The sequence below is a fragment of the Methylococcus sp. EFPC2 genome (assembly GCF_016925495.1).
GTDB lineage: Bacteria > Pseudomonadota > Gammaproteobacteria > Methylococcales > Methylococcaceae > EFPC2.
On sequence record NZ_CP070491.1, the window covers coordinates 2,993,426 to 3,013,841 of the forward strand.

Genomic DNA, 20,416 nt, shown 5'->3' on the forward strand with positions numbered 1-20,416 from the left:
GCTCGCCTATCGCACACCGCTTGATGGGGGAGTAGAGACATGGCCGAGCACATCCTCTTCCTGACGGGCAAGCTGGCGGAAAAACAGTTGCGCCAGATCCTGGCCGACATGCAGCCGGATTTCGAATACACCGTGCACCAGCTCGGCCTGTCGGTCGCCGCGCTGATGACCGCCGACATGATACAGCGCCGGCTCAAGGACACCTTCGGCGCCGACCGGGCTATCGTGCCGGGCCGTTGCCGGGGCGACCTGGACCAGTTGTCGCAAGCTATCGGCCTGCCCTTCGAGCGCGGCCCCGAGGAATTGCGCGACCTGCCGGAATATTTCGGCAAGCGGGCGAAGAAACCGGATCTGGCCCATTACGAGCTGCGCATCTTCGCCGAGATCACCGACGCTCCGCGCATGGAACTCGACGCCATCCTGCGCCAGGCGCAGGACTACCGCCGCGACGGCGCCGACGTCATCGACCTGGGCTGTCTGCCGGCCACGCCGTTCGATCACCTGGAACAGGCCGTGGGCCTGCTCAAGGCGGAGGGTTTCCGGGTCAGCGTGGACTCGCTGGAGACGGACGACCTGCTGCGCGGCGGCCGGGCCGGGGCCGACTATCTGCTCAGCCTGCACGAAGACAGCCTGTGGATCGCCGACGAGGTGGCGTCCACCCCCATATTGATCCCGGCCAGGCACGGCGATCTGGACTCGCTGGACCGCGCCATCGCCGGGATGCAGGCGAAGAACCGCGATTTCATCGTCGATCCCATCCTCGATCCCATCCATTTCGGTTTCGCCGATTCCCTCGTGCGCTACCACGAAACCCGCCGGCGCCACCCGGAGGTGGAAATCATGATGGGCGTGGGCAATCTCACCGAACTGACTCACGCCGACACGGTCGGCATCAACGCCATGCTGCTGGGCGTCTGCTCCGAGCTGGACGTGCGCGCCATCCTCGCCACCCAGGTCAGCAAGCATGCCCGGACGGCGGTGCGCGAGGCCGACCGGGCACGCCGCATCATGCACGCGGCCAAGGCTCTGAATACCCTGCCCAAGCACATCGACGACGGACTGATGGCCGTGCACGACCGCGCGCCCTTTCCCTACACCTTCGACGAATTGCAGGACCTGGGAAAGCAGATCAAGGATCCCAGCTACCGCATCCAGATCAGCCGCGAAGGCCTGCACATCTTCAACCGCGACGGCTTCCACTCCGCCACCGACCCCTTCGACCTCTATCCCAAGCTGGGCGTGGAACACGACGGCGGCCACGCCTTCTATCTGGGCGTGGAGCTGGGACGGGCGCAGATCGCCTGGCAGCTTGGTAAGCGCTACGCCCAGGACGAAGCCCTGAACTGGGGCTGTCTGCTCGAAACCACGGAGCCGACCGTCGATCCTCATGTTTACAAACAGGCCGGCTCGACCTTGCAGAAACCGGCTGACGTCCCTCACCCCGGCCCTCTCCCAAAGGGAGAGGGAGCGTAAACGTTCGCCGCGCGGACCTTTAAACTCGAATGATCCTGGAAACCATCGTCACCACTCAATCGGCCGAAGGGCTCGCCCACATCGCGCCCATGGGCGTGCACGTGGCCGGCGACGAATTCATCGTCATGCCTTTCAAGCCGTCCGCCACCCTGGACAATCTGCTGGCCACCGGCTGCGCCGTGTTCAACCACACCGATGACGTGCGGGTGTTCGCCGGCTGCCTGACCGGCCGGCGGGACTGGCCCCTGAGCCCGGCCGAGCGCGTAGCCTGCCCGCGGCTGAGCGTAACGCTCACCCACGTCGAGCTGGAACTGGCCCGAGTCGAAGACGACGAGCTGCGGCCGCGCCTTTATTGCCGCGCCATCCATCAGGTTCAACACGGGCCTTTCCAGGGCTACAACCGGGCCCAGTTCGCCGTGCTGGAGGCCGCCATCCTCGCCAGCCGTCTGGGCCGGCTACCGTGGAGCAAGATAGACGCGGAGCTGGATTATTTGAAAATAGGCCTGGAGAAATGCGCCGGCGAACGGGAGTTGCAAGCCTGGGGCTGGCTGATGGAAAAGATCGAAGCGGAGCGGCCCGCATGAGCGGCCTGCTCGCGAGCGTGAAAAATCTCGCCGAAGCACGCCTCGTGCTGGAAGCCGGCGCCGACATCGTCGACCTGAAGAACCCGGCGCAAGGTGCCCTTGGAGCCCTTCCGCTCGACGAGGTGCGCGCCATCGTGCGCGAACTGGGCGGACAGCGTCCCCTCAGCGCCACCGTCGGCGATCTGCCTATGCAGCCCGAAACCGTCGAGCAAGCCGTGCGCGACATGGCGGCGACCGGCGTGGACTACGTCAAGATCGGTTTCTTCCCCGGCGGAGACTGGTCCGGCGTTATCCAGGCCCTCACACCGCAGGCCCGGCAGGGGAAGCGTCTGATCGCCGTGCTGTTCGGCGACGACCGGCCCGAGCTCCGCTGGGTCGGCGAATTGGCCAAGGCCGGCTTCACCGGCACGATGCTCGATACCCGCGACAAGACGGGCGGCTCGCTCACCCGCCGCTGCCCGCCGGATTATCTGGAAGAATTCGCCGCCACCGCCCGCGAACTGGGTCTGCTGTGCGGCCTGGCCGGTTCGCTGCGACGCGCAGACATCGAGGTGCTCCTGCCCCTGCAGCCCGACTACCTGGGATTCCGAGGCGCACTGTGCCGCCGGCATGATCGCACCGACGCACTGGACCCTGCGGCCCTGGAGGAATTGCGGGTTCTCATCGCTCATGCGGAGGTTCCGCTCTGATGCAGCGATGCGTTTGGCTTGATCGACGGGCCATCCCGCAGGCGCTGGCGCAACCCGTTGCGGATGCGGTGCTGGCACGACCTCCGCTTTAGTAGGAAACTACATTCCCAAGCGCCCGTTCCTCGACCTCGGGCACTCGCCTCCTCAACTGACGCGATTTTCTTCATGACCAGGTTTTCTTCCTCCGCATGCCTAGCCGGTCTGGCGACGCTATTCCTAGTGCTGGCCGGCAGCGCCATGGCCGAGACCGCTTCCGAAGCCGCTTCCAAAATTCTGGATCTTACGCGGCATCCCGTCGGCTTCGGCGCCATCGGCATCTTCGGCGTGGCCTACATGCTGGCCATGGTGGAAGAAGTCACGGACCTGAGGAAATCCAAGCCCATGGTGTTTGCCGCCAGTGCGATCTGGATGCTGATCGCCGTCGTCTATGCCGTCAACGATTTTGGCGAGGAGGTCGGACACGCGTTCCGCTCCGGCCTGGAAGGCTATGCCGAGCTGTTCCTGTTTCTGATGGTGTCCATGGCCTACCTCAACGCCATGGAGGAGCGCGGGGTGTTCGACACACTGAGGGTCTGGCTGCTCAGCAAGGGTTTCCAGTACCGCTCGCTGTTCTGGATCACCGGCATTCTCTCCTTCGCCATGTCTTCGGTGCTCAACAACCTGACCACGGCGCTGCTGATGGGCACGGTGCTGATGGCGGTCGGCAAGGAAAATCGGCGTTTCGTCACCGTCGCCTGCGTCAACGTGGTGGTCGCCACTAACGCCGGCGGTTCGTTCAGCCCCTTCGGCGACATCACCACGCTGCTGGTCTGGCAGAAAGGCGTGGTGCCGTTCGCCGATTTCTTCTCGCTGCTGGTCCCCTCCATCGTCAATTTCGTGCTGCCCGCGGCGGTCATGCACGCCTTCATCCCCAAGGCCAAGCCCGCCGCCTCCAGCGACCAGCCGCAGATGAAGCGGGGCGCCAAGTTCATCATCTTCCTGTTCGTGCTCACCATCGTCACCGCGGTGTGTTTCGAAAACTTCCTCAGGCTGCCGCCCGTCGCGGGCATGCTCGCCGGCCTGACCTATCTGAAGTTTTTCAGTTTTTACCTGCAAAAGCGGTCCGATCGGCAGGAGAAGGCCGAGGCGAGTGACGAATTCGGCGTATTGCCTCCCGGCGGCGATCAGCAGAGCTTCGATGTATTCAAGAACGTGGCCCAGTTGGAGTGGGATACCCTGCTGTTTTTCTACGGGGTGATGATGAGCGTCGCCGGCCTGAGTTTCATGGGGTATCTGACCTTGGCATCCAATGTGCTTTACGGCGACATCAGCCCGACCGTGGCCAACATCCTCATCGGCATCTTCTCGGCCTTCATCGACAACGGAACCATCATGTTTGCCGTCCTCACCATGCACCCGGACATTTCCCAGGGGCAGTGGCTGCTGGTCACCCTGACTGCCGGCGTCGGCGGCAGCCTGCTGGCGATCGGCTCGGCCGCCGGGGTGGGGCTGATGGGCCAGGCCAAGGGCGTCTATACCTTCAGCAGCCACCTGAAATGGATGCCGGTGATCCTGCTCGGCTACTTCGGCAGCATCGCCGCGCACTTTCTCATCAATGGCCGGTATTTCTAAGGAGCCCCCGAACGACGACTCCATCGCGGCGAGATGGTTAACCGTGAACGGAATCGGCTTGTTCAGAGGCTCCCTGGTCAGCTTCGCCGGCTGAACTTCACGACAGGCAGCGGCACACCGCGAGGGGAACTACCGGATGGCCCGGCAGCCGCCTGATCCACCTAATCGGCAGTGGCAAATATCACCGCATTGAAATCGGCGGACGGCGTTTGATTGATTCCGCTGTTTGTGACGGTCAGCAGGAAGGTCGAGGTCTGGGTGATGGGCGGAATGTTGACCACGATTTCGGTCGCGGAATGGCGGACGACCTCCAGGTTTTTACCGCCCAGCTTGACACTGGGTGCTTCATTTCCGAAGTTCGTGCCTACGATGGTCATTACATTCTTTTGATGGTCGACCGAGGTGCTCAGCACGATCGGCGCCGGCGCCCTGATGCCTCCGGAAGTGCCGCGGCCGGCCATGCCGGCCCCCGACCAGGCCGACAGGACGACCAGCAGGATGGGTAGTGCAATACGACTCGCTTTCTTCATGTTCATCTCCCGATATGCCGTTGACTCCGGGCTCCGACCCTCCGTCCGGTCGGAACTCCCCGAGGGGCTTACACCGTAGGGCAGTCGAACGATTTTAGAAATCGGGAAACCTCTGGTTTTACCCAGGCAAATCCCTTAGGCAAATTTCGTAGACTGGACATACCTACACGTCAGACTTGCTTTTCCACCCACTGGACGGCGAACTTGAACAGCTGACTCGACGAGGGTATCCCCAATTTGATTTTGATGGCCGCCCGGTGCGTCTCGATCGTCTTGATGCTGCGGTTCAATTGCCGGGCGATCTGGTTGGTGGTCAAGCCCATGCCCATCAGATGCAGGATTTCGAACTCGCGGTCACTGAGACTGGCGACGGGATGCTCCCCGTTGGCTCCGCGGTTGCCCGTGAGCCCGGACAGGATCAAGGTCTGCATGGAGGGGCTCAGGTAGATCCCGCCATCGAGTATCTGGCGCAGCGCTTGAAGAATGCTCTGGATGGCTTCCTGTTTCATGATGTAGCCTTTCGCACCGGCACGCAGGGCGCGTTCACCGTATACCGACTCTTCATGCATGGAAATCACCAGCACGGGGAAATCGCCATAACGCTGTTTGAGCGCCTTGATCAGTTCGATGCCGGACAGGCCCGGCAGGGAAATGTCCACGATGGCCAGGTCGTGGCGGCAGGCCTCCATAGCAGCAAAAGCCTGTTCGGCGTTTTCGGCTTCGCAGCACAAATGCAGGTCGGGCTGCGAGTTGATGAGCTGGGCAACGCCCTGGCGGACGATGGGATGATCGTCGACGATCAGAATTCTGGCTTTGGATTCCGTGCTCCGGTAATGTGCTGACACGGCTAGCTCCAGTATTTTTCCGTCACCACGACGTGGGTGCCGCCCTCGCAATTTCGCTGCACATCGACGGCCGCGCCGATGACGTTCGCACGGTACTCCATGATATGTAAACCGAGGCCCGACGAGTTGTCCATCTGCTCGATCGCAATCCCGCAGCCGTTGTCCCGGACGGATAAGCGGTAGCTCCCCTCGCCCCAGGGCGAAAGCTCGATGGCTATCTGCGTGGCCTTGCCATGGCGAATGGCGTTGCCTATCGCTTCCTGAACGATCCGAAACAGATTGATGGCGACCAGATCGTCGCTGACATCGGCGCCGTGCTCCCCGAAAAACCTGCATTGCACTCCGTAGCGGCGGGCGGTGTCCTTGGCCAATTGATCCAGTGCACTGTGCAGATCACCGGCCTCGAAGGGCGTTTGCCATAATCCCCGGGCCAGCGAGCGGGTCATCACGATGGCCTCGTTAACCAGGCGCGCAAGCTCCTGGGCGGCGCGGCTTTCTCCGGGCGACTGGCCGCTGAGCCGTTCCGCCAGCGCCTGGCCGAGAAAGGCGATGCCGGTCAGATGCTGGCCCAGACTGTCGTGCAATTCCTGACCTATGGTTTTGCGCTCGTATTCGCTGATCTGGATGACTTCGTGTTCGAGGCGCTGGCGCAAGACCATTTCGTTGCGGAGCTTGCGGTTGGCCTCCAGCAGGTTCTGGGTTCGCTGCACCACCTAGACCTCCAGTTGATTCCGAGCGTGCAGGCGCTCCTCGTGGGACGCCCCCAGCAAGAGCCCCGTGACGGTGATGGGCGTCGAGAACACCCACCAGCGGAACAGGCTGTCGGTGGCCGAAGCCACCACGAAAGGCCCGCTGCGATGGGTCGTCGCCAGCAGCATCAGCAAGGAAGACACCAGGGTAACGGCGGTGGCGCCGCGCTGCCCGAAACGCAAGGCCGCCCAGATCGACAGCGGAAAAACGGCCAGCGCGGCCGGATAAAGACCGTGACCGGCGAACGCCCGGCCGCCGAAAACGATCCACATGGCCATCAGCAAGGTCAGTACCAAAGTGGACGCTTCAAGGACGCGCGGCAGCGATAACCGGGAAGGGGGCGATGTCGCCCATGTCAGCAGCAAGGGACCGGCGATATAGGCGCCCGTCGTGTCGCCCATCCACCAGACCAGCAAGGTCCAGGGGGCATCGCCCGGCGCTATGACTCCACCCATGACCAGGCAGCCTACGCCGATGAGCGCGCTGATACCCGCTGCGACGGCCGCAACCAGGAGGAAGCTGAAAACGTCCTTGAGGCTGTCCAAGCCGTACCGCAAGCGCACTACCCGCTCCAGCAAGACCGCCGCCGTCACCGCCTCCAGGGTATTTCCCAGGCTGATGCCCGATACGACGGGGAGAGACAGTCCGGTGTCCCAATTGGCCAGGAATGCACCCACGGTAACGCCCGGCCATACCGCCGTGCCGAATTTCAGCAGGGCCGCCAGCGCGATGCCGCTGGGCAGCCAGGCGAGACTGACGGTGCCCGCCACGACGGAGTACATCAAACCTAGCTTGGCGGCGATGAAATAGACCAGTAAGACCGCCACGGTCACGCACGCCCACATGGCGGGGCTGCGCGAGTCTGCGGCCATCGGGTCTGGCGGGGACAATAGGTTCCGGATCGACACGTTTTCGCCCCCGGCATGTGTTTTGGTTCCGGCCTGGCCATCGCGTCGGATTCTCGCTCATCGCCGCTCCCGCGGCGCCAGGCCACCGGCGAAGACTATCGCGCCGGACGCTTTGCCGGAACCCCTTGCACCGTTCACAAGCCGTTTCCGATCACTCGCGCGCGAGGCTCGCGTCGAGCGGCCTCGAAATCTATTCCGGTGCCCTGAAACACCAATGCCACGGCTCGTAGTCGTAGCCGCAGGCATTGCCTCTGGGATAGGACAGGTGGAACCCGAAACGTCCGGCCTGGCTCGCCAGCCAGCGGAATGCCGGGGTTTCCTCGAACGACTCTTCGAGCAGGGGGCTGCCGGGTGTGGAAACGTCGACCGCGCAACCGGTGTGATGCTCGCTGTAACCGGGCGGTGCGGACACGCTCAGGATGTCCGCGACCGCCAATCCGGCATCGAGCTTGCGCCGGACGATTTCTTCCTGCCGCCCGACGCTGCGGAAGGCGGAGACGATGAACAGCGGGATGCCGTCGTCGAGCGCCGCCTGCTTGAGGCCGCGCCACGCGCCGGCTGCCTCCGGTATCAGAAGGTGCTCCCTGCCGTCGTCGCCAGTTTCGACCACCTCCAGGCTCTCCGCCTCCGGATAAATCCGCAGACCACGAGCGGTCAGATCCGCCGGGGTCAGGCCGAGTCGTTCGAGAATGGTATCGGCACCGGCACCGCAGGTATTCCGAGCTTCTATCTTGGTCATGTTGGCTACCGCTTGTCGGCCTCTCAGATCGCTACCGGGCGATGAGCACTTCGTTGACTTGTATGAGCGGGACGATGTCCGTGTAGTTGGGCATGTCGCCCTGGAGCACAGCCGCGTGGGGCGTGTAAGCCGCCAGGAAACTTTCGAGCGCGTCGAACAGGAAATGGCACATCGCGACATAGGCCGGTTCCGCTCCCGGAACGGCGCCGCCTACTCCCTGCTCCACGCTGACGCCCCGGTAGCCGGGGTGCACGCTCAACAGGTCGATGGACATCGGCATGTGTCTTTCGACGTAATAGCGAAAATCGAACCGTGCGCCTTCATTGTTCGGGTACAGAATGCTGATTTTTATCATCGAGGTCTCGGCTAAGGGGCGACCGTGGAGGGGATCATGATGCCGGCATTCTCCCTCGCGACTAGCCGCCATCCAATACCCAGTCCAGGACTTTTTCTTCCAACGCGGCGAACTCCGCCGAACCTCGCCGCCTCGGGCGGGATAAGGCTATCGGGAGATCGTGCGCGATGGCGCCGTCTTTCAGCATCAGGATGCGATCGGCCAAGGCCACGGCTTCGGCCACGTCGTGGGTGACGAGCAGGACGGTGCAGCGGCGCCGCAGCCACAGGTTTTCGAGCAGCCGCTGCATCTCGATACGGGTCAAGGCATCCAGCGCACCCAAGGGTTCGTCCAGCAGCAGCAAGCCGGGCCGGCGCACCACGGCGCGCGCCAATGCGACCCGCTGGCGTTGGCCACCCGACAGCGTCGCCGGCCAATCCCGCGCGCGCGACTCCAGGCCGACCTGCTGCAAGGCCAGGCCGGCGGCTTCCCGCCAGTTTCCTTCCAGCCCCAAGCCGACGTTGTCCAAGACCCGCTTCCACGGCAGCAAACGCGCCTCCTGAAACAGGACGCACGTCCCGCGTGGGTCCGTAGCGCTATCGCCGATGTGGATGCGGCCGGAATCGGCCGACTCCAGTCCGGCGACCAGACGCAACAGCGTGCTCTTGCCGCAGCCGCTGCGACCCACCACCGCGACGAACTGCCCGGCGGGTATCGCGACATCCAGACCCTTCAACACGGGACAGCCGGCGTAGCGCTTGACCACGCCCTCCAGGCGTACCGAACTGCCGACGCTTTCCGCCAAGCTGGGATCGGGCATCGGTATCAGCGGCGATAAGCCGGATGCCAGGCCAGCAAGCGCCGTTCCAGGCCATGCGCGGCCCAGTCCGCCAGCTTGCCCAACAGGGCGTAGATGAGGATGGACAAGACCACCACATCGGTCTGCATGAATTCCCGTGCGTTCATGGCGAGATAGCCGATGCCGGAACTGCTGGCGACGGTTTCGGCGACGATCAGGGTGATCCACATGATCCCCAGCGCATAGCGAACGCCGACCAGGATGGAAGGCAGCGCGCCGGGGAACAATACATCGCGGAACAGCCCGTACCCGCTCAGGCCGTAGCTGCGCGCCATCTCCACCAATTGCGGATCCACGGTTTTCAGACCCATCAGGGTGTTGACGTAAACCGGGAAGAACACGCCCAGCACCACCAGCAGTATCTTGGTCTCCTCGCCGATGCCGAACCACAGGATGAGCAGCGGCAGCAGGGCGAGATGGGGAATGTTGCGCAGCATTTGCAGGGAAGTATCCAGCAAGCGCTCGGCCCATGACATCCAGCCGTTGCACAAACCCAGCGCGAAGCCCAGGCTGCCGCCGACGACGAAACCGCTCAAGGCGCGGGCCGCACTGACGGCGACATGCTGGGCCAGTTCGCCGGAACGCAGCAGGCCGAACAAGGCGGTGATTACCTCCTCCGGCGACGGGAGTATCTGGCCGTCCAGCCAGCCGAGGCGCGCGCTGGTTTCCCAAACGATCAGCAGCGCGAGCGGCAGCAACCAGGGCGTCAGGAAAGCGACGCGGCCGCTCATCCCGTCTTGGCCTTGAGTTCCACCTTGCCGGTGTCGCCCACGGGACTCAGATGGAATACCGGTTCGGCCGCGGTCTGTCCGGCGGTTCGACTGACCGGCAAAAGCGGAAACAGCAATTCCGCCACCCGGTAGGCCTCTTCCAGATGCGGATAGCCAGACAACACGAAGGTGTCGATGCCTAGATCGGCATATTCCTGCAAACGGGCGGCGACGGTCTGCGGGTCGCCCACCAGGGCGGTGCCCGCCCCACCGCGCACCAAACCCACCCCGGCCCACAGATTGGGCGCGACTTCCAGCCTGTCGCGGGAACCGCCGTGCAACTGGGTCATGCGGCGCTGCCCCTCGGAGTCCGACTGAGCGTAGGCGCGCAGCGCCGCGGCGATGGCTTCATCGCCGACATGACGGATGAGTGCTTCGGCCGCGTCCCAGGCCTCCCGTTCGGTTTCCCGGACGATCACATGGATGCGCAGGCCATAGCGCAAGACGCGTCCGAACCGCTCGGCCCGTATACGCAGGTCGGCAATTTTTCGCGCCACGTCTGCAACCGGCTCGCCCCAACTGAGATAGTGATCGACATGCTCCGCGGCGACCGCGTGGGCCGCCGGCGACGAGCCGCCGAAATACAGCGGCGGATGAGGCGTCTGGGCCGGCGGGAAGGCGAGCTTGGCGCTCTCGACGCGGAGGTATCGGCCGGCAAAACTCACGTCGGCGCCCGCCATCAAGTCCTTCCAGATGGTCAGGAATTCGGCCGTCAGTTCGTAGCGCTGATCGTGCTCCAGGAATAGTCCATCGCCAGCCAGTTCCGCCGGATTGCCGCCGGCCACCACGTTGATGAGCAAGCGTCCGCCGGACAGGCGGTCCAGGGTGGCGGCCATGCGCGCCGCGACGGTGGGCGTCGTCAGTCCCGGCCGCACCGCGACCAGAAAGCGCAGGTTTTCGGTGACCGGGATGAGGGCGGAGGCCACGACCCAGGGGTCTTCGCAGGTCACCCCGGTCGGGATCAGCACGCCGCCGTAACCCAGGCTGTCGGCGGCCTGCGCCACCTGGCGCAGATAGGTGTAATCGACAGCGCGGGCGCCTTGCGGCGTGCCGAGATAGCGGCCGTCGCCGTGGGTGGGCAAGAACCAGAACAAATTCACTTCGCGCCATCCCCATGCGGTGCGGCATCGGCCACCCGTATCGGCCGGGGCAACAGCCCCTGGCCGTGCAGGGTGTCGGCGACGGCCTGCTGCGCAGATGCCAGCGCGGCGTCGGCCGGGTGCAAGCCGTAACCGCGGCGCGACAAGGCCCGCTTCAAAGCCGGCTTGCCCACGTTGAGCTGGCGGTCGAGGAGTTCGGCGGCTTCGTCCGGATGGCCATGCACCCAGGTGTCGACGTCGCCGATTTCATCCAGAAGGATGCGCGTCAGCTCGGGATAACGGTCGGCGAAATCGCGCGACGAGGTGTAGATCTCGTGGTTCGCCACCAATCCCTTGCCGTCGGCCAGCACCCGCGCCGGCAGGCTTTCCTGCGCGGCGGCCAGATGGAAGTCCCACACCGCCCAGGCGTCCACGGCACCGGTGGCGAAGGCGGCGCGCGCTTCCGCCGGCAACAGGTAGACCGGCTGGATGTCTTTCCAGCCCAGATGTGCCGATTCCAGCGCCTTGATCAGCAGGTAATGGGCATTCGATCCGCGCGACACGGCCACTTTGCGGCCCTTGAGATCCTCCAGCCTGCTGATGTCGGAATCCTTGCGCACCAGCACGGCCTCGCCTTCCGGCGACGGTTCTTCGTAGCCCACGTAGGCCAGTTTGGAACCTCGCGCCGCCAGCGCGAACACCGGCGGGGTTTCACCCGTGGCGGCGATGTCCAGATGACCGGCATTCAAGGCTTCCAGCATGGGCGGGCCGAAGCTGAATTCCGCCCAGCGCACCGCGACGTTCAGCGCCTTGAGCCGCTGCTCCAACTGGCCTCGGGCTTTCACGAGTATCAGTGTGCCGTATTTCTGGTAGCCGATGCGCACCTCGGCGGGTCTGGCGGGGAGCCCGTCCGCCGCCTGCGCCCGGCAGACCGGCGCAAGCAATAGGCCTAACAGCGCCGCCACATAAATGGCCGGCAAACGGCTCCGGCCCCTGATACCGTCCCCAAGGTCAAATGTATGATTCATGCGCTTGCTCATCGATTTCCGAGTACCCGTGCCAGACGACACCCGGCCTTAGAAGCCATGTTCGTGCCATCGTTCAAGTCTTTGTTTCGGCGACGCGCGATAAACACCGCTGTCGCTCACGAGGCACTGGCCGGAGCCATCTGTTGCTGAACCAGCAGCCGTTGCGCATCACGCGGGTTTCAGCACCAGCGGTCCGCCTTCGAGATAAGCATCCGTGCACGACTCATCATGTATGACTCCGAGAACTCCATATTCTCCGCGTTTTCGTCTACGGCCCAAAACTCGCTCGCCGTAGATATGAGCGGTGCGGTTCGCAAGCTCACCGCACCCTATGGCCCTGCCATCGTGTGGACTGCTGACCTGGAAACCGCTGCGCAAAATTAGCTTGGGTTTTATCTAGATTCGGTTTGTAGCTGGGCGGCCTATATTGTCTCAAGCCATCCTCATAAAACGGCATAAAACGCGATATCTTCGCGCGAATCGTGTCTGCCCCGTTTCCCGCAATTTTTTGCTCCCGAAATCGGATGGGACCCATTTCGGGTTTCGCAAATGATGGCGACGCTCCCGGTAGCGACTTCAAGCCGTTGCCGTACGCCAGACGCGAACGATGCGCTTCCCTTCGGTTAGCGCATCCTATGGCCCCATGGTGGGACTATCGCTCATCGTCTATCTGCGCATGCGCGATACAAGCCGCCACAGCCTGATCGTCAAGGATTGAAAGGGTCGTGATATTTCTCGTTCGGCTGCGCCACTATGAGGCTGCTGCAGTCAGAATTTGGCCTATTTGACTAATGCAATCTCCCTAGACCGGTATGGCCACGCAAGACATATGCAGGACGGTCGCCGCTCTCATTAAGTCCCAATAAATTCCGGTTTTTTGCCAGCGGGTTTGTTCGTGACCGCTCCCGAAAGCGCACAACACTCATTTCTACTTTTGCATTGCTTGACGGACTTTTCTCTCGCCATCATCATGAACCTTCCAATAAGCCGACATTTTGTCCGCTGTATTACTTGTTTTTACAGTTCGATCGAGTGTCCTATCCGCTAAGGGAATCAATATGAAAACGACCTATGTGATCGTCATCGCGGTGCATAGTTCACAGGGCGATAATGAAGAGGTTGATCGTGGCGCGGCCCAGCTCAAGGAACGATACGGAGCATTCGTCGTCGTTGTCGAGCAACCGGCGCTTCCCAGTTCTTCACAATGGGAGGATTACATCAACAAGCATGAGAAACTGCGTCAATTTAACTATTGTATCGGCAATACGACCGCCGATCTCGACAAGGACCAGACTATCGGCGTCTATATCGTGTCCCATGGTGGTACCGGCAGGGTCGCGGGCCTCACCGGAGAACAATGGGCCGCGCTCATCAAGGCGATGGGATTTACCAAAATACATAAACTCTGCGTGGTAACCTGCTACGGCGCGTCCGGAGGAACTGCAAGCGTCATCCATGGCTTGTGTAGCGCGCTCCAACCCCAGTTAACCCCCATGATCGCGGGGTATGACGGATACGTCAGCATCTTATATCAAGGCGAAAATACGCCGGCACAAGTCAATACCAACCTGGCCGCGAAAAGACCCAACCAAGGGACGTACATTAGAGGGGAGGAATTGGAACAGATTAAAATGCGTGCGCAAAAGATTGTGCAGCTGAAAGGGGGCAACGATAGGGTAACCGGAACCAAGGCCCTCCTAAAACCACAGAGTGATGAAATCAAGGAAATAGTGAAGATCGTATATCAATACAAGGACGGTCAGGTGAGGGTTGTACCCTTAAGTAAGTGGACCGACAAGGGGAAATAGCCCGCGTAGGTTGCAATAGCGGCGTCATTGCGTATTGCACCGAATGAGGTTTCATACGGCGTAATACGGCTTCGCCTATTCCGCCCTACGCGGGCTAATCGGCTGGATATACCGAAACTTCCAAGGAAGCGCGAATCTTTGCGAAGCAAGCGGTCTCATCAATCCAAACTGTGCAGTTAACATTCGGATTGAAGACTGCTATTCGAACAACTGGCTTGCATAACGCGATAATGCTCTCGAAAGGTTCACACGCCTTGATGAGTGCCCTCAATAATTCATTGAGCATCAATCCGTTGCTTTTATCTAGCCGAAGAACAATACCCCAGCCGTTCTCTGACCTATCCTCGATCAAGAAATTGGACTTAAGGTGGTCAATTTCATCAATCGACAAGGATGTTGGCTCCCTTAGCGACAATTCAACATCGAAACTTGGCCCAGTCATTTCAGCCACCTTGATCTCTTAGTTCGTCCGATCTCAATAAGCATCACTTGGAGTCAGCCACCAGGGAATTAACCATTCAAGCAGTTCTGGGTCCACCTCTCCACTTTCGTCCCGCCGCCTTTTGCTGTCGGGGCCAGGCTCGCCTTGTTTTTTCCAATCATCACAAAGCGCCTTTGCCTCTTCCTTGTCTAAATCCGGATCATCAGGACGTTTGAACTTTCGGTGATACCAGTTCCAGAAACCCTTTAGAAATCCGAACGTTTTATCGAATTTCGATAAGCCATATGGATCATATGTATGTGAGCGGATTATTCCCGACATAGGCGTAGGTATTAATTCCCCCCGCCAGCCCAATAGGATCGGACTTCAGGTAACGGCCGAGGTTGGGGTCGTAGAAGCGGGCGATGTTGTAGTGCAGGCCTGATTCTTCGTCGTAGTATTGGCCGGGGAAGCGCAGGCTCTGGGTAATGTAGCCGCTCGTGACTGTGGCTTTGCCGAAGGGGTCGATCTGCGCTGCCCAACTTAGGTTGCCCGCTTGGTCGGTGGTCTTTTGCGGCGTGCCCAACCGGTCGTTGTGGTAGTAGTGGATAGCCCAGGGAGTTTGCGTGGGATCGGAATCCACATCGTAGTTGATCCGTGCCAGCGGTTCGCCTTCCAGATAGGCGTAGGTATGCGCGAAGAAGCCGTAGCCGACACCCGCTCATCGGGTTTCGTCCAGCAAGATGCCGGTCAGTACGTCCAAAAGAAAAGAAGAAAAGGGGGGGCAGACTCGATATTTTCATAATTTAGCCAAGGAATCGCACGAATATTGTCTGACCCCGTTTCCCCCGTATTGTTACTTCGACCCAGCCCCCAGTTTTATTTCACAGACCCGCCGAAAAGGTTTTTATGGATACCAACTCGACATTCGCAATTTCACAAGAGCATCCACCATAAAGTCCAGCAGCTGCTTCGAGTTCGAACTCTACGCCACCTTTGCCTGAATCTATGAGACCTATGCGATCAATTACATTCTCTATTGCAAGACCGTGAAATTCCATTTGAATAATTCCGACCAAGACGATTCTCACGTTCAGGTCGAACCCTTTGTCTGTATCGATGTAGTGCAACAGCATTGAAAGACTCGTCCCCAAATCACTGTAGCGACTGAATCCCAACTCAAGAAATTTGGCATCACAGAACTCGGGCCAATATCCCAATTTGGAAATCACGGATTCCTTCCCAGCAATCCTGTTAGTGAGGCCAGTATTCATCACTCTTAACTCACTTTTTCGGTATCGGTGAATATGGCCTACCCGGATGCTCCCTCACACCATTGGGCCACTCATGTACGTGCGGGTAGTCTGCGCCTTGATGGGGATTATCATAATCTCTGATGGGCTTACCATCTGGTCCATACTCTCTTCCTCTCCGGGGACCTTCTTCATATCCATTAGGTGGGCCATTAAAGGGCGGCTTGGATTCTTTCCCCTTCGTAGGACACTGTTCGCCACTCTGACCATCATCATTGGCATTTTCATTATTATACCAATTCCAGAATTCGTAAGTGCCCCAAGCACCCAAACCGAAACCGATAACACCACCAACAACTGCACCAGGTGGCCCACCAATACCTAAACCTATCACTGCACCTTCAGCAGCAGTTGCAGGGTTTAGTCCATAAGGATCGATGTAGTTCAGTGGATTATTCCCCACATAGGCATAGCTATTAATGCCGCCCGCCAGTCCAATGGGATCGGATTCCAGGTAGCGGCCGAGGTTGGGGTCGTAGAAGCGGGCGATGTTATAGTGCAGGCCTGATTCTTCGTCGTAGTATTGGCCGGGGAAGCGCAGGTTCTGGGTGATGTAGCCGCTCGTGACCGTGGCTTTGCCGAAGGGGTCGATCTGCGCTGCCCAACTGAGGTTGCCCGTTTGGTCGGTGGTCTTCTGCGGCGTTCCCAACCGGTCGTTGTGGTAGTAATGGACCGGCCAGGGGGTTTGCGTGGGGTCGGTATCCACATCGTAGTTGATCCGCGCCAGCGGTTCGCCTTCCAGATAGGCGTAGGTATGCGCGAAGAAGCCGTAGCCGACACCCGCCCATCGGGTTTCGTTCAGCAAGGTGCCGCTCAACACGTCATGGTCGTAGGTGACATAGCCGCCGACATTGGGATACTTCATGACACGATAACCGAACCCGTCGTAGCGATTCGATAGCGTGATCACCGGGCTTCCGTTCACGGTGTCCGTAATCGCCGTCAGCAAATAGTCGGCCGTATGCGTGAAGGAGCGGTTCCCCACGTGCGCGACATCGCCGTTGGCATCGTATTGATAGCTTGCCTGCTGACTGCCTGTCAGCGTCAGTAGCTTTTGACTGCCCAGGTCATAGGTGTAGGTAGTCTGCGCGGCATTGATGCTGCTGCTCAGACGGTTGCCCACATCGTCGTAGGTGAACGCATGGGTGTTGCCAGCGCTGGCGCCAGTCAGCCGGTTCAGCGGGTCGTACGTGAACGTGCGCGGGCTGCCCGAGGGACTCAGGGGGTCGGTAATCCCGGTCAGGTTGCCGACCGGGTCGTAACCGTAATCGGCGGTCATGACGTCCGGTACGCTGCGGCCAGTTTCCCGGTAGTTCTGGTCGTACTGGCGGGTCTGCGTCTTGCCGTTGCCGTAGGTGAACGTTTGGATGGGGCCGAACGGCAAATGGGAGATATTGCTTGCCAGCGGAGTGGTAATGTCGAAAACAAAATCCGTCGGACCGCCATCGTCCCAATCATGCAGTGACACCGAACTAACCTGCCCAGCCGCATCGTAGCCGTAGTTGATTTCGCGATATTTCGAATGGGCGATTTGGCTGATGCTGTCGTCCGCGTTATAGCGATAGCGGATGAAATTATCGTACGTATGCGGCAAACCTTTGGCGGTGACGGACGTCAGCCGGCCGGCTTGGTCGTAGGTCAAGTACCGGTAAGTGATATAACCGCCGCTGGCCGCCACATGGGTTAGCTTGCCCAGATAACCGTTTTCATCGTAGTAGGACAGCCTGCCGTCCCCCTGGGTGACCCGGTTCAGGGCATCGTAGGTATACGTCGACACCACGTTTTCCGCATCGGTTTTACTGACGCGGTTGCCGGCGCTGTCATAGGCATAGGTCGTGGTGCCGGTGTTGGGGCTGGTTTCCTGCAGCAGGTTGTCCAGGCCGTCGTAGGCGTAGGTGGTCTGGTGCTGCTGGGCATCGGTGACCGACACCAGCCGGTCGCGGGCATCGTAGGCGTAGTGGGTCGTGGCCGCATTGGCGTCGGTGGTAGCGGTGCGCCGGTTCAGCGCGTCATAGCTGTGCGTGGTGGTGTGAGTGTTGGCATCCGTGACCGTGAGGAGGTTGCCGTTGGCGTCGTAGGTATAGGACGTCACCTCGCCCGCGTGGGCGCCGATCTCCTGGGCGATGCGGGAAAGGGCATCGTAGACCCGGCTGTGGTGGTAAGTCCTTTGGTTGTTGGCATCGAAGATTTCTTCTTCGGTGCGGTGGCCGGCGGCGTCCAGGGTGTAATGGATGCGGTTGCCCAGGGCATCGGTGATGTCGGTGAGGCGGTGGGCGGCGTCGTAGGTGAAGTCGAAATACGCGCCGCTGGGCTTGGTGAGCTTGATCAGGCTGCCCGTCGCGTCATAGGTGTAGTGGGTGGTGGTCGTGGTGACCGCCCAGGCCGGTGCCATCAATCCCAATAGAGCCAGCAAGCTGGCCACCAATAGCCGCCGCAGGGCATGCGGGCGATGCATCTCGTGCGTAATTTTGCTCATGGAAAACTATCCGTTGTTTTAGAGGGGACGCGGGCTCAATTCGCGGTGCGCGCCTTGCTGGCCAGGCGCCCTTGGGCATCGTAGGCGTACGTGTACACCGCGCCGTTGGAGTCCTGAACGGTCAAAGGACGTCCGTTGGCGTTATAGGTCAGGAACGTAGTGACATGCCCCTTGGCGTTGGCGATCTTCCACAGATCGCCCGGTTTGTGGCCGCCGCTGCTGTCGCTGTAGTAGGCATAGGTGGTGATGTCGGCCACGTCGGTACGCGGGCCGTCCTCGGTCAATACCTGGCCCTGGGCATTGTAGGTGTAGGACCCGATGCGCGGGTTGCCGGTCACGGTGGCGGAGAAGCCCAAAGCCCCCGTGTTATCAGTGGTGGCCTGTTCGATGCGTTTGCACAGCACGGCGATGGGAGTGCCGTCGGGCAGCAGGGCGCCGCTCGGCGCGCAACTGGCCAGGGCATTGCCGTTGGTCGGGTCGGGCTGGCCGTTGTAGACCCAGGTGCTGAGCTTGCGCGGTTCGGCCCGGCGGGCTTCCAAACGCCAGTTTGGATGCCAGGCGGTGGTGATCTTGCGCTCGACCGTGTTGGCCGCCGGACTGTAGGCGGCGACATCGGCCGGGCAGCTCTTGCCCGGCGCAAGGCCTTCGACCCGCGCGGTTTCCAGGTTGCGGCTCAGGTCGTAGGCCCGGCAGTGGGTGTTGCCGTTGAAGTCGGTGCGACGGGCGATATTGCCGTTGCCGTCGTAGCTCAGAGCACTGCCGCTGGCCGGGCAACCGGCGCCGGCGGGCTGGTCGATCCCGGTGCTTTTGACCACGCCGAGCACGGTCTGGAAATGGTAAGTGCGCACGCTGCCGAGCGGGTCGGTGACGGATGTGCTGCCGTTGGCGTTGTAGGCCAACTGGTAATTCTCCACGCCGGCATGTTCGGTACCGATGCCACGGCCTTGGGCATCGTAGCGATAGGTGGCGTAGCGCTGGCCGTTTTCGTCGACGATGCCGGTCAGGGCATGGGGCAGGCTGGCGCCGGATGTCTGGGCCGGTTCGTTGTAGACATAAGTGCGGACCGGATTATTGACGGGATTGGCGTCGCCGTCCGGGTGGCTCACGGTAGCGAGATTGCCGCCGGCGTCGTAGCCGTAGGCATGCACGCCGCCGGCGGGGTCGGTCAGGCCGACGAGGCGGTTCTGCGCATCATAGGTCAATGACAACTGGCGGCCGGTCGAACGCTCGGTGACGCGGAGCAGACGTCCCTGTGCATCGTACGCCAGGTCTTGTGCCCAGCCTTCGGCGGTGACGATGGCGGTCAGCCGGCCTGAGCCGTCATATAACTCCGATACTCCTTCGTCGCTCTCGATGAACCGCCAACCGCCGCCGGTCTGCGGCAGCAACCGGGCGTTGACATCGCCGTCGGGCAGCCAGGCGGAGCCGGACAGCGTGAACCGGTAAGCCCGGCCGTCGGGCCGTGTGATGTAGGCATTATTGCCGCTGACCGACAGGATGTGGTCATAGCTGGACTTCCAGTTCCAGCCCAGCGTGCGGGCCGTGCCGTAAAAGCTGTTGTAGTAGCGGGTGAAGCGCAGGGGTAACCGGCCGTCGCCGAGATAATCGGTTTCCTCCTGGAACTTGTTGCCGGTCGCACCATTGATGGGATTGCTGCCGTTCGGGCAAGCGGGCGGACCGGCATTCTTTTGCGCCTGCGGCGGTGGCGGGGTGTAATAAACCACCATGCTGTCCGAGGCGCTGCAGCCGTTGACGCTGCCCGTCACGTTGAACACGTTGGTCCCCGGCTGCAGGGTCACGGAGGCACTGCCGGAGCCCAAGAAATTGATCAGCGTGGTGAAGGTGCCGGTCTGACTGAAGAACGGTACGCCATTGAGAGTGGCGGTGACCTGGCCGATGTCGCCCGGGTTGGCATTCCCCGAGCCCGTGCCGGAAACACCCACCGTGGCGCTGCTTACGGTACTGCCCCGGGCCGGCGAGGTGAAGCTGAGCGAGCAGGCCTCGGCGGAACCGACCGCCGCCATTCCGCAGAAAACCAGCACGCCTAAGGCGGTGCGACAACCGTGCTTGGACAGGGAAGCACCCCGCGCTTGGCTGGTCGCGCCGACCATCCGTTCTACGTTCACCATTTTCCTTGTCTCCTTAGTGAATTTTGCGATCGCCGGCCCAGGCGGCCGAACGGCGCGGCGCGGCCCTACC

Annotated in this window: 21 protein-coding genes; 5 read left to right on the forward strand and 16 right to left on the reverse strand. The window is 61.3% G+C overall.

Annotated features, from left to right (window positions below):
* The first annotated feature begins 39 nt into the window (after positions 1-39).
* From JWZ97_RS12795 to nhaD, 4 genes are all read left to right on the forward strand, one after another.
* Positions 40-1,473, forward strand: coding sequence for a DUF6513 domain-containing protein (locus JWZ97_RS12795; protein WP_205429799.1), 1,434 nt, complete (start codon positions 40-42; stop codon positions 1,471-1,473).
* Between the two features lie 29 nt (positions 1,474-1,502).
* A complete protein-coding gene (locus JWZ97_RS12800; RefSeq protein ID WP_205429801.1) occupies positions 1,503-2,057 on the forward strand; it encodes a DUF447 domain-containing protein in 555 nt (184 codons plus the stop codon).
* On the forward strand, positions 2,054-2,746 hold the full coding sequence (locus tag JWZ97_RS12805) for a (5-formylfuran-3-yl)methyl phosphate synthase (protein WP_205429804.1): 693 nt from the start codon (positions 2,054-2,056) through the stop codon (positions 2,744-2,746). The genes JWZ97_RS12800 and JWZ97_RS12805 overlap by 4 nt, the downstream gene beginning before the upstream one ends.
* Before the next feature lie 237 nt (positions 2,747-2,983).
* Positions 2,984-4,357 (forward strand): sodium:proton antiporter NhaD, encoded by a 1,374-nt coding sequence (nhaD, locus tag JWZ97_RS12810; RefSeq protein WP_240342585.1) that lies wholly within the window; start codon positions 2,984-2,986, stop codon positions 4,355-4,357.
* Positions 4,358-4,518: 161 nt separating this feature from the next.
* On the opposite strand, the gene JWZ97_RS12815 is transcribed toward nhaD, so the two are convergent.
* The 10 genes from JWZ97_RS12815 to JWZ97_RS12860 form a co-directional block, all read right to left on the reverse strand.
* On the reverse strand, positions 4,519-4,887 hold the full coding sequence (locus tag JWZ97_RS12815; RefSeq protein WP_205429824.1) for an IPT/TIG domain-containing protein: 369 nt from the start codon (positions 4,885-4,887) through the stop codon (positions 4,519-4,521).
* A gap of 170 nt (positions 4,888-5,057) precedes the next feature.
* Positions 5,058-5,732 carry a response regulator transcription factor gene (locus JWZ97_RS12820; protein ID WP_205429826.1) on the reverse strand — a complete coding sequence of 225 codons (675 nt, stop codon included), beginning with the start codon at positions 5,730-5,732 and terminating at the stop codon, positions 5,058-5,060.
* A gap of 2 nt (positions 5,733-5,734) precedes the next feature.
* On the reverse strand, positions 5,735-6,445 hold the full coding sequence (locus tag JWZ97_RS12825) for a sensor histidine kinase (RefSeq protein WP_205429828.1): 711 nt from the start codon (positions 6,443-6,445) through the stop codon (positions 5,735-5,737).
* Positions 6,446-7,354 (reverse strand): MASE1 domain-containing protein, encoded by a 909-nt coding sequence (locus JWZ97_RS12830; protein WP_205429838.1) that lies wholly within the window; start codon positions 7,352-7,354, stop codon positions 6,446-6,448. It abuts the gene before it with no gap.
* Positions 7,355-7,580: 226 nt separating this feature from the next.
* On the reverse strand, positions 7,581-8,129 hold the full coding sequence (locus JWZ97_RS12835) for a D-alanyl-D-alanine carboxypeptidase family protein (RefSeq protein ID WP_205429840.1): 549 nt from the start codon (positions 8,127-8,129) through the stop codon (positions 7,581-7,583).
* Positions 8,130-8,160: 31 nt separating this feature from the next.
* Entirely contained in the window at positions 8,161-8,484 is a 324-nt protein-coding gene (locus JWZ97_RS12840) for an EthD family reductase (RefSeq protein WP_205429842.1), read from the reverse strand.
* A gap of 61 nt (positions 8,485-8,545) precedes the next feature.
* Positions 8,546-9,283: an ATP-binding cassette domain-containing protein gene (locus JWZ97_RS12845; protein WP_205429850.1), complete on the reverse strand. Its 738-nt coding sequence runs from the start codon at positions 9,281-9,283 to the stop codon at positions 8,546-8,548.
* 5 nt (positions 9,284-9,288) lie between these two features.
* Positions 9,289-10,053 (reverse strand): aliphatic sulfonate ABC transporter permease SsuC, encoded by a 765-nt coding sequence (ssuC, locus tag JWZ97_RS12850; protein ID WP_205429851.1) that lies wholly within the window; start codon positions 10,051-10,053, stop codon positions 9,289-9,291.
* The gene (ssuD, locus tag JWZ97_RS12855; protein ID WP_205429852.1) at positions 10,050-11,192 is read right to left on the reverse strand and encodes an FMNH2-dependent alkanesulfonate monooxygenase; all 1,143 of its coding nucleotides are present in this window, start codon (positions 11,190-11,192) and stop codon (positions 10,050-10,052) included. Before ssuD ends, ssuC begins: the two co-directional genes overlap by 4 nt.
* Positions 11,189-12,199, reverse strand: a complete 1,011-nt coding sequence (locus JWZ97_RS12860) for a sulfonate ABC transporter substrate-binding protein (protein WP_205429853.1) — start codon at positions 12,197-12,199, stop codon at positions 11,189-11,191. Before JWZ97_RS12860 ends, ssuD begins: the two co-directional genes overlap by 4 nt.
* A 1,058-nt stretch (positions 12,200-13,257) precedes the next feature.
* Between JWZ97_RS12860 and JWZ97_RS12865 the strand changes: the two genes are divergently transcribed.
* Complete coding sequence (locus tag JWZ97_RS12865) at positions 13,258-14,007, forward strand: hypothetical protein (protein ID WP_205429854.1); 750 nt, start codon at positions 13,258-13,260, stop codon at positions 14,005-14,007.
* A gap of 94 nt (positions 14,008-14,101) precedes the next feature.
* On the opposite strand, the gene JWZ97_RS12870 is transcribed toward JWZ97_RS12865, so the two are convergent.
* The 6 genes from JWZ97_RS12870 to JWZ97_RS12895 form a co-directional block, all read right to left on the reverse strand.
* On the reverse strand, positions 14,102-14,458 hold the full coding sequence (locus JWZ97_RS12870) for a hypothetical protein (protein WP_205429855.1): 357 nt from the start codon (positions 14,456-14,458) through the stop codon (positions 14,102-14,104).
* Positions 14,459-14,482: 24 nt separating this feature from the next.
* Complete coding sequence (locus tag JWZ97_RS12875; protein ID WP_205429856.1) at positions 14,483-14,770, reverse strand: hypothetical protein; 288 nt, start codon at positions 14,768-14,770, stop codon at positions 14,483-14,485.
* The gene (locus JWZ97_RS12880) at positions 14,739-15,071 is read right to left on the reverse strand and encodes an RHS repeat-associated core domain-containing protein (RefSeq protein WP_240342339.1); all 333 of its coding nucleotides are present in this window, start codon (positions 15,069-15,071) and stop codon (positions 14,739-14,741) included. Before JWZ97_RS12880 ends, JWZ97_RS12875 begins: the two co-directional genes overlap by 32 nt.
* A 241-nt stretch (positions 15,072-15,312) precedes the next feature.
* Positions 15,313-15,660 carry an Imm50 family immunity protein gene (locus JWZ97_RS12885; protein WP_205429857.1) on the reverse strand — a complete coding sequence of 116 codons (348 nt, stop codon included), beginning with the start codon at positions 15,658-15,660 and terminating at the stop codon, positions 15,313-15,315.
* 52 nt (positions 15,661-15,712) lie between these two features.
* Complete coding sequence (locus JWZ97_RS12890) at positions 15,713-18,217, reverse strand: RHS repeat-associated core domain-containing protein (protein ID WP_205429858.1); 2,505 nt, start codon at positions 18,215-18,217, stop codon at positions 15,713-15,715.
* 35 nt (positions 18,218-18,252) lie between these two features.
* Positions 18,253-20,346 carry a DUF6531 domain-containing protein gene (locus tag JWZ97_RS12895; protein ID WP_205429860.1) on the reverse strand — a complete coding sequence of 698 codons (2,094 nt, stop codon included), beginning with the start codon at positions 20,344-20,346 and terminating at the stop codon, positions 18,253-18,255.
* Between the last annotated feature and the right edge of the window lie 70 nt (positions 20,347-20,416).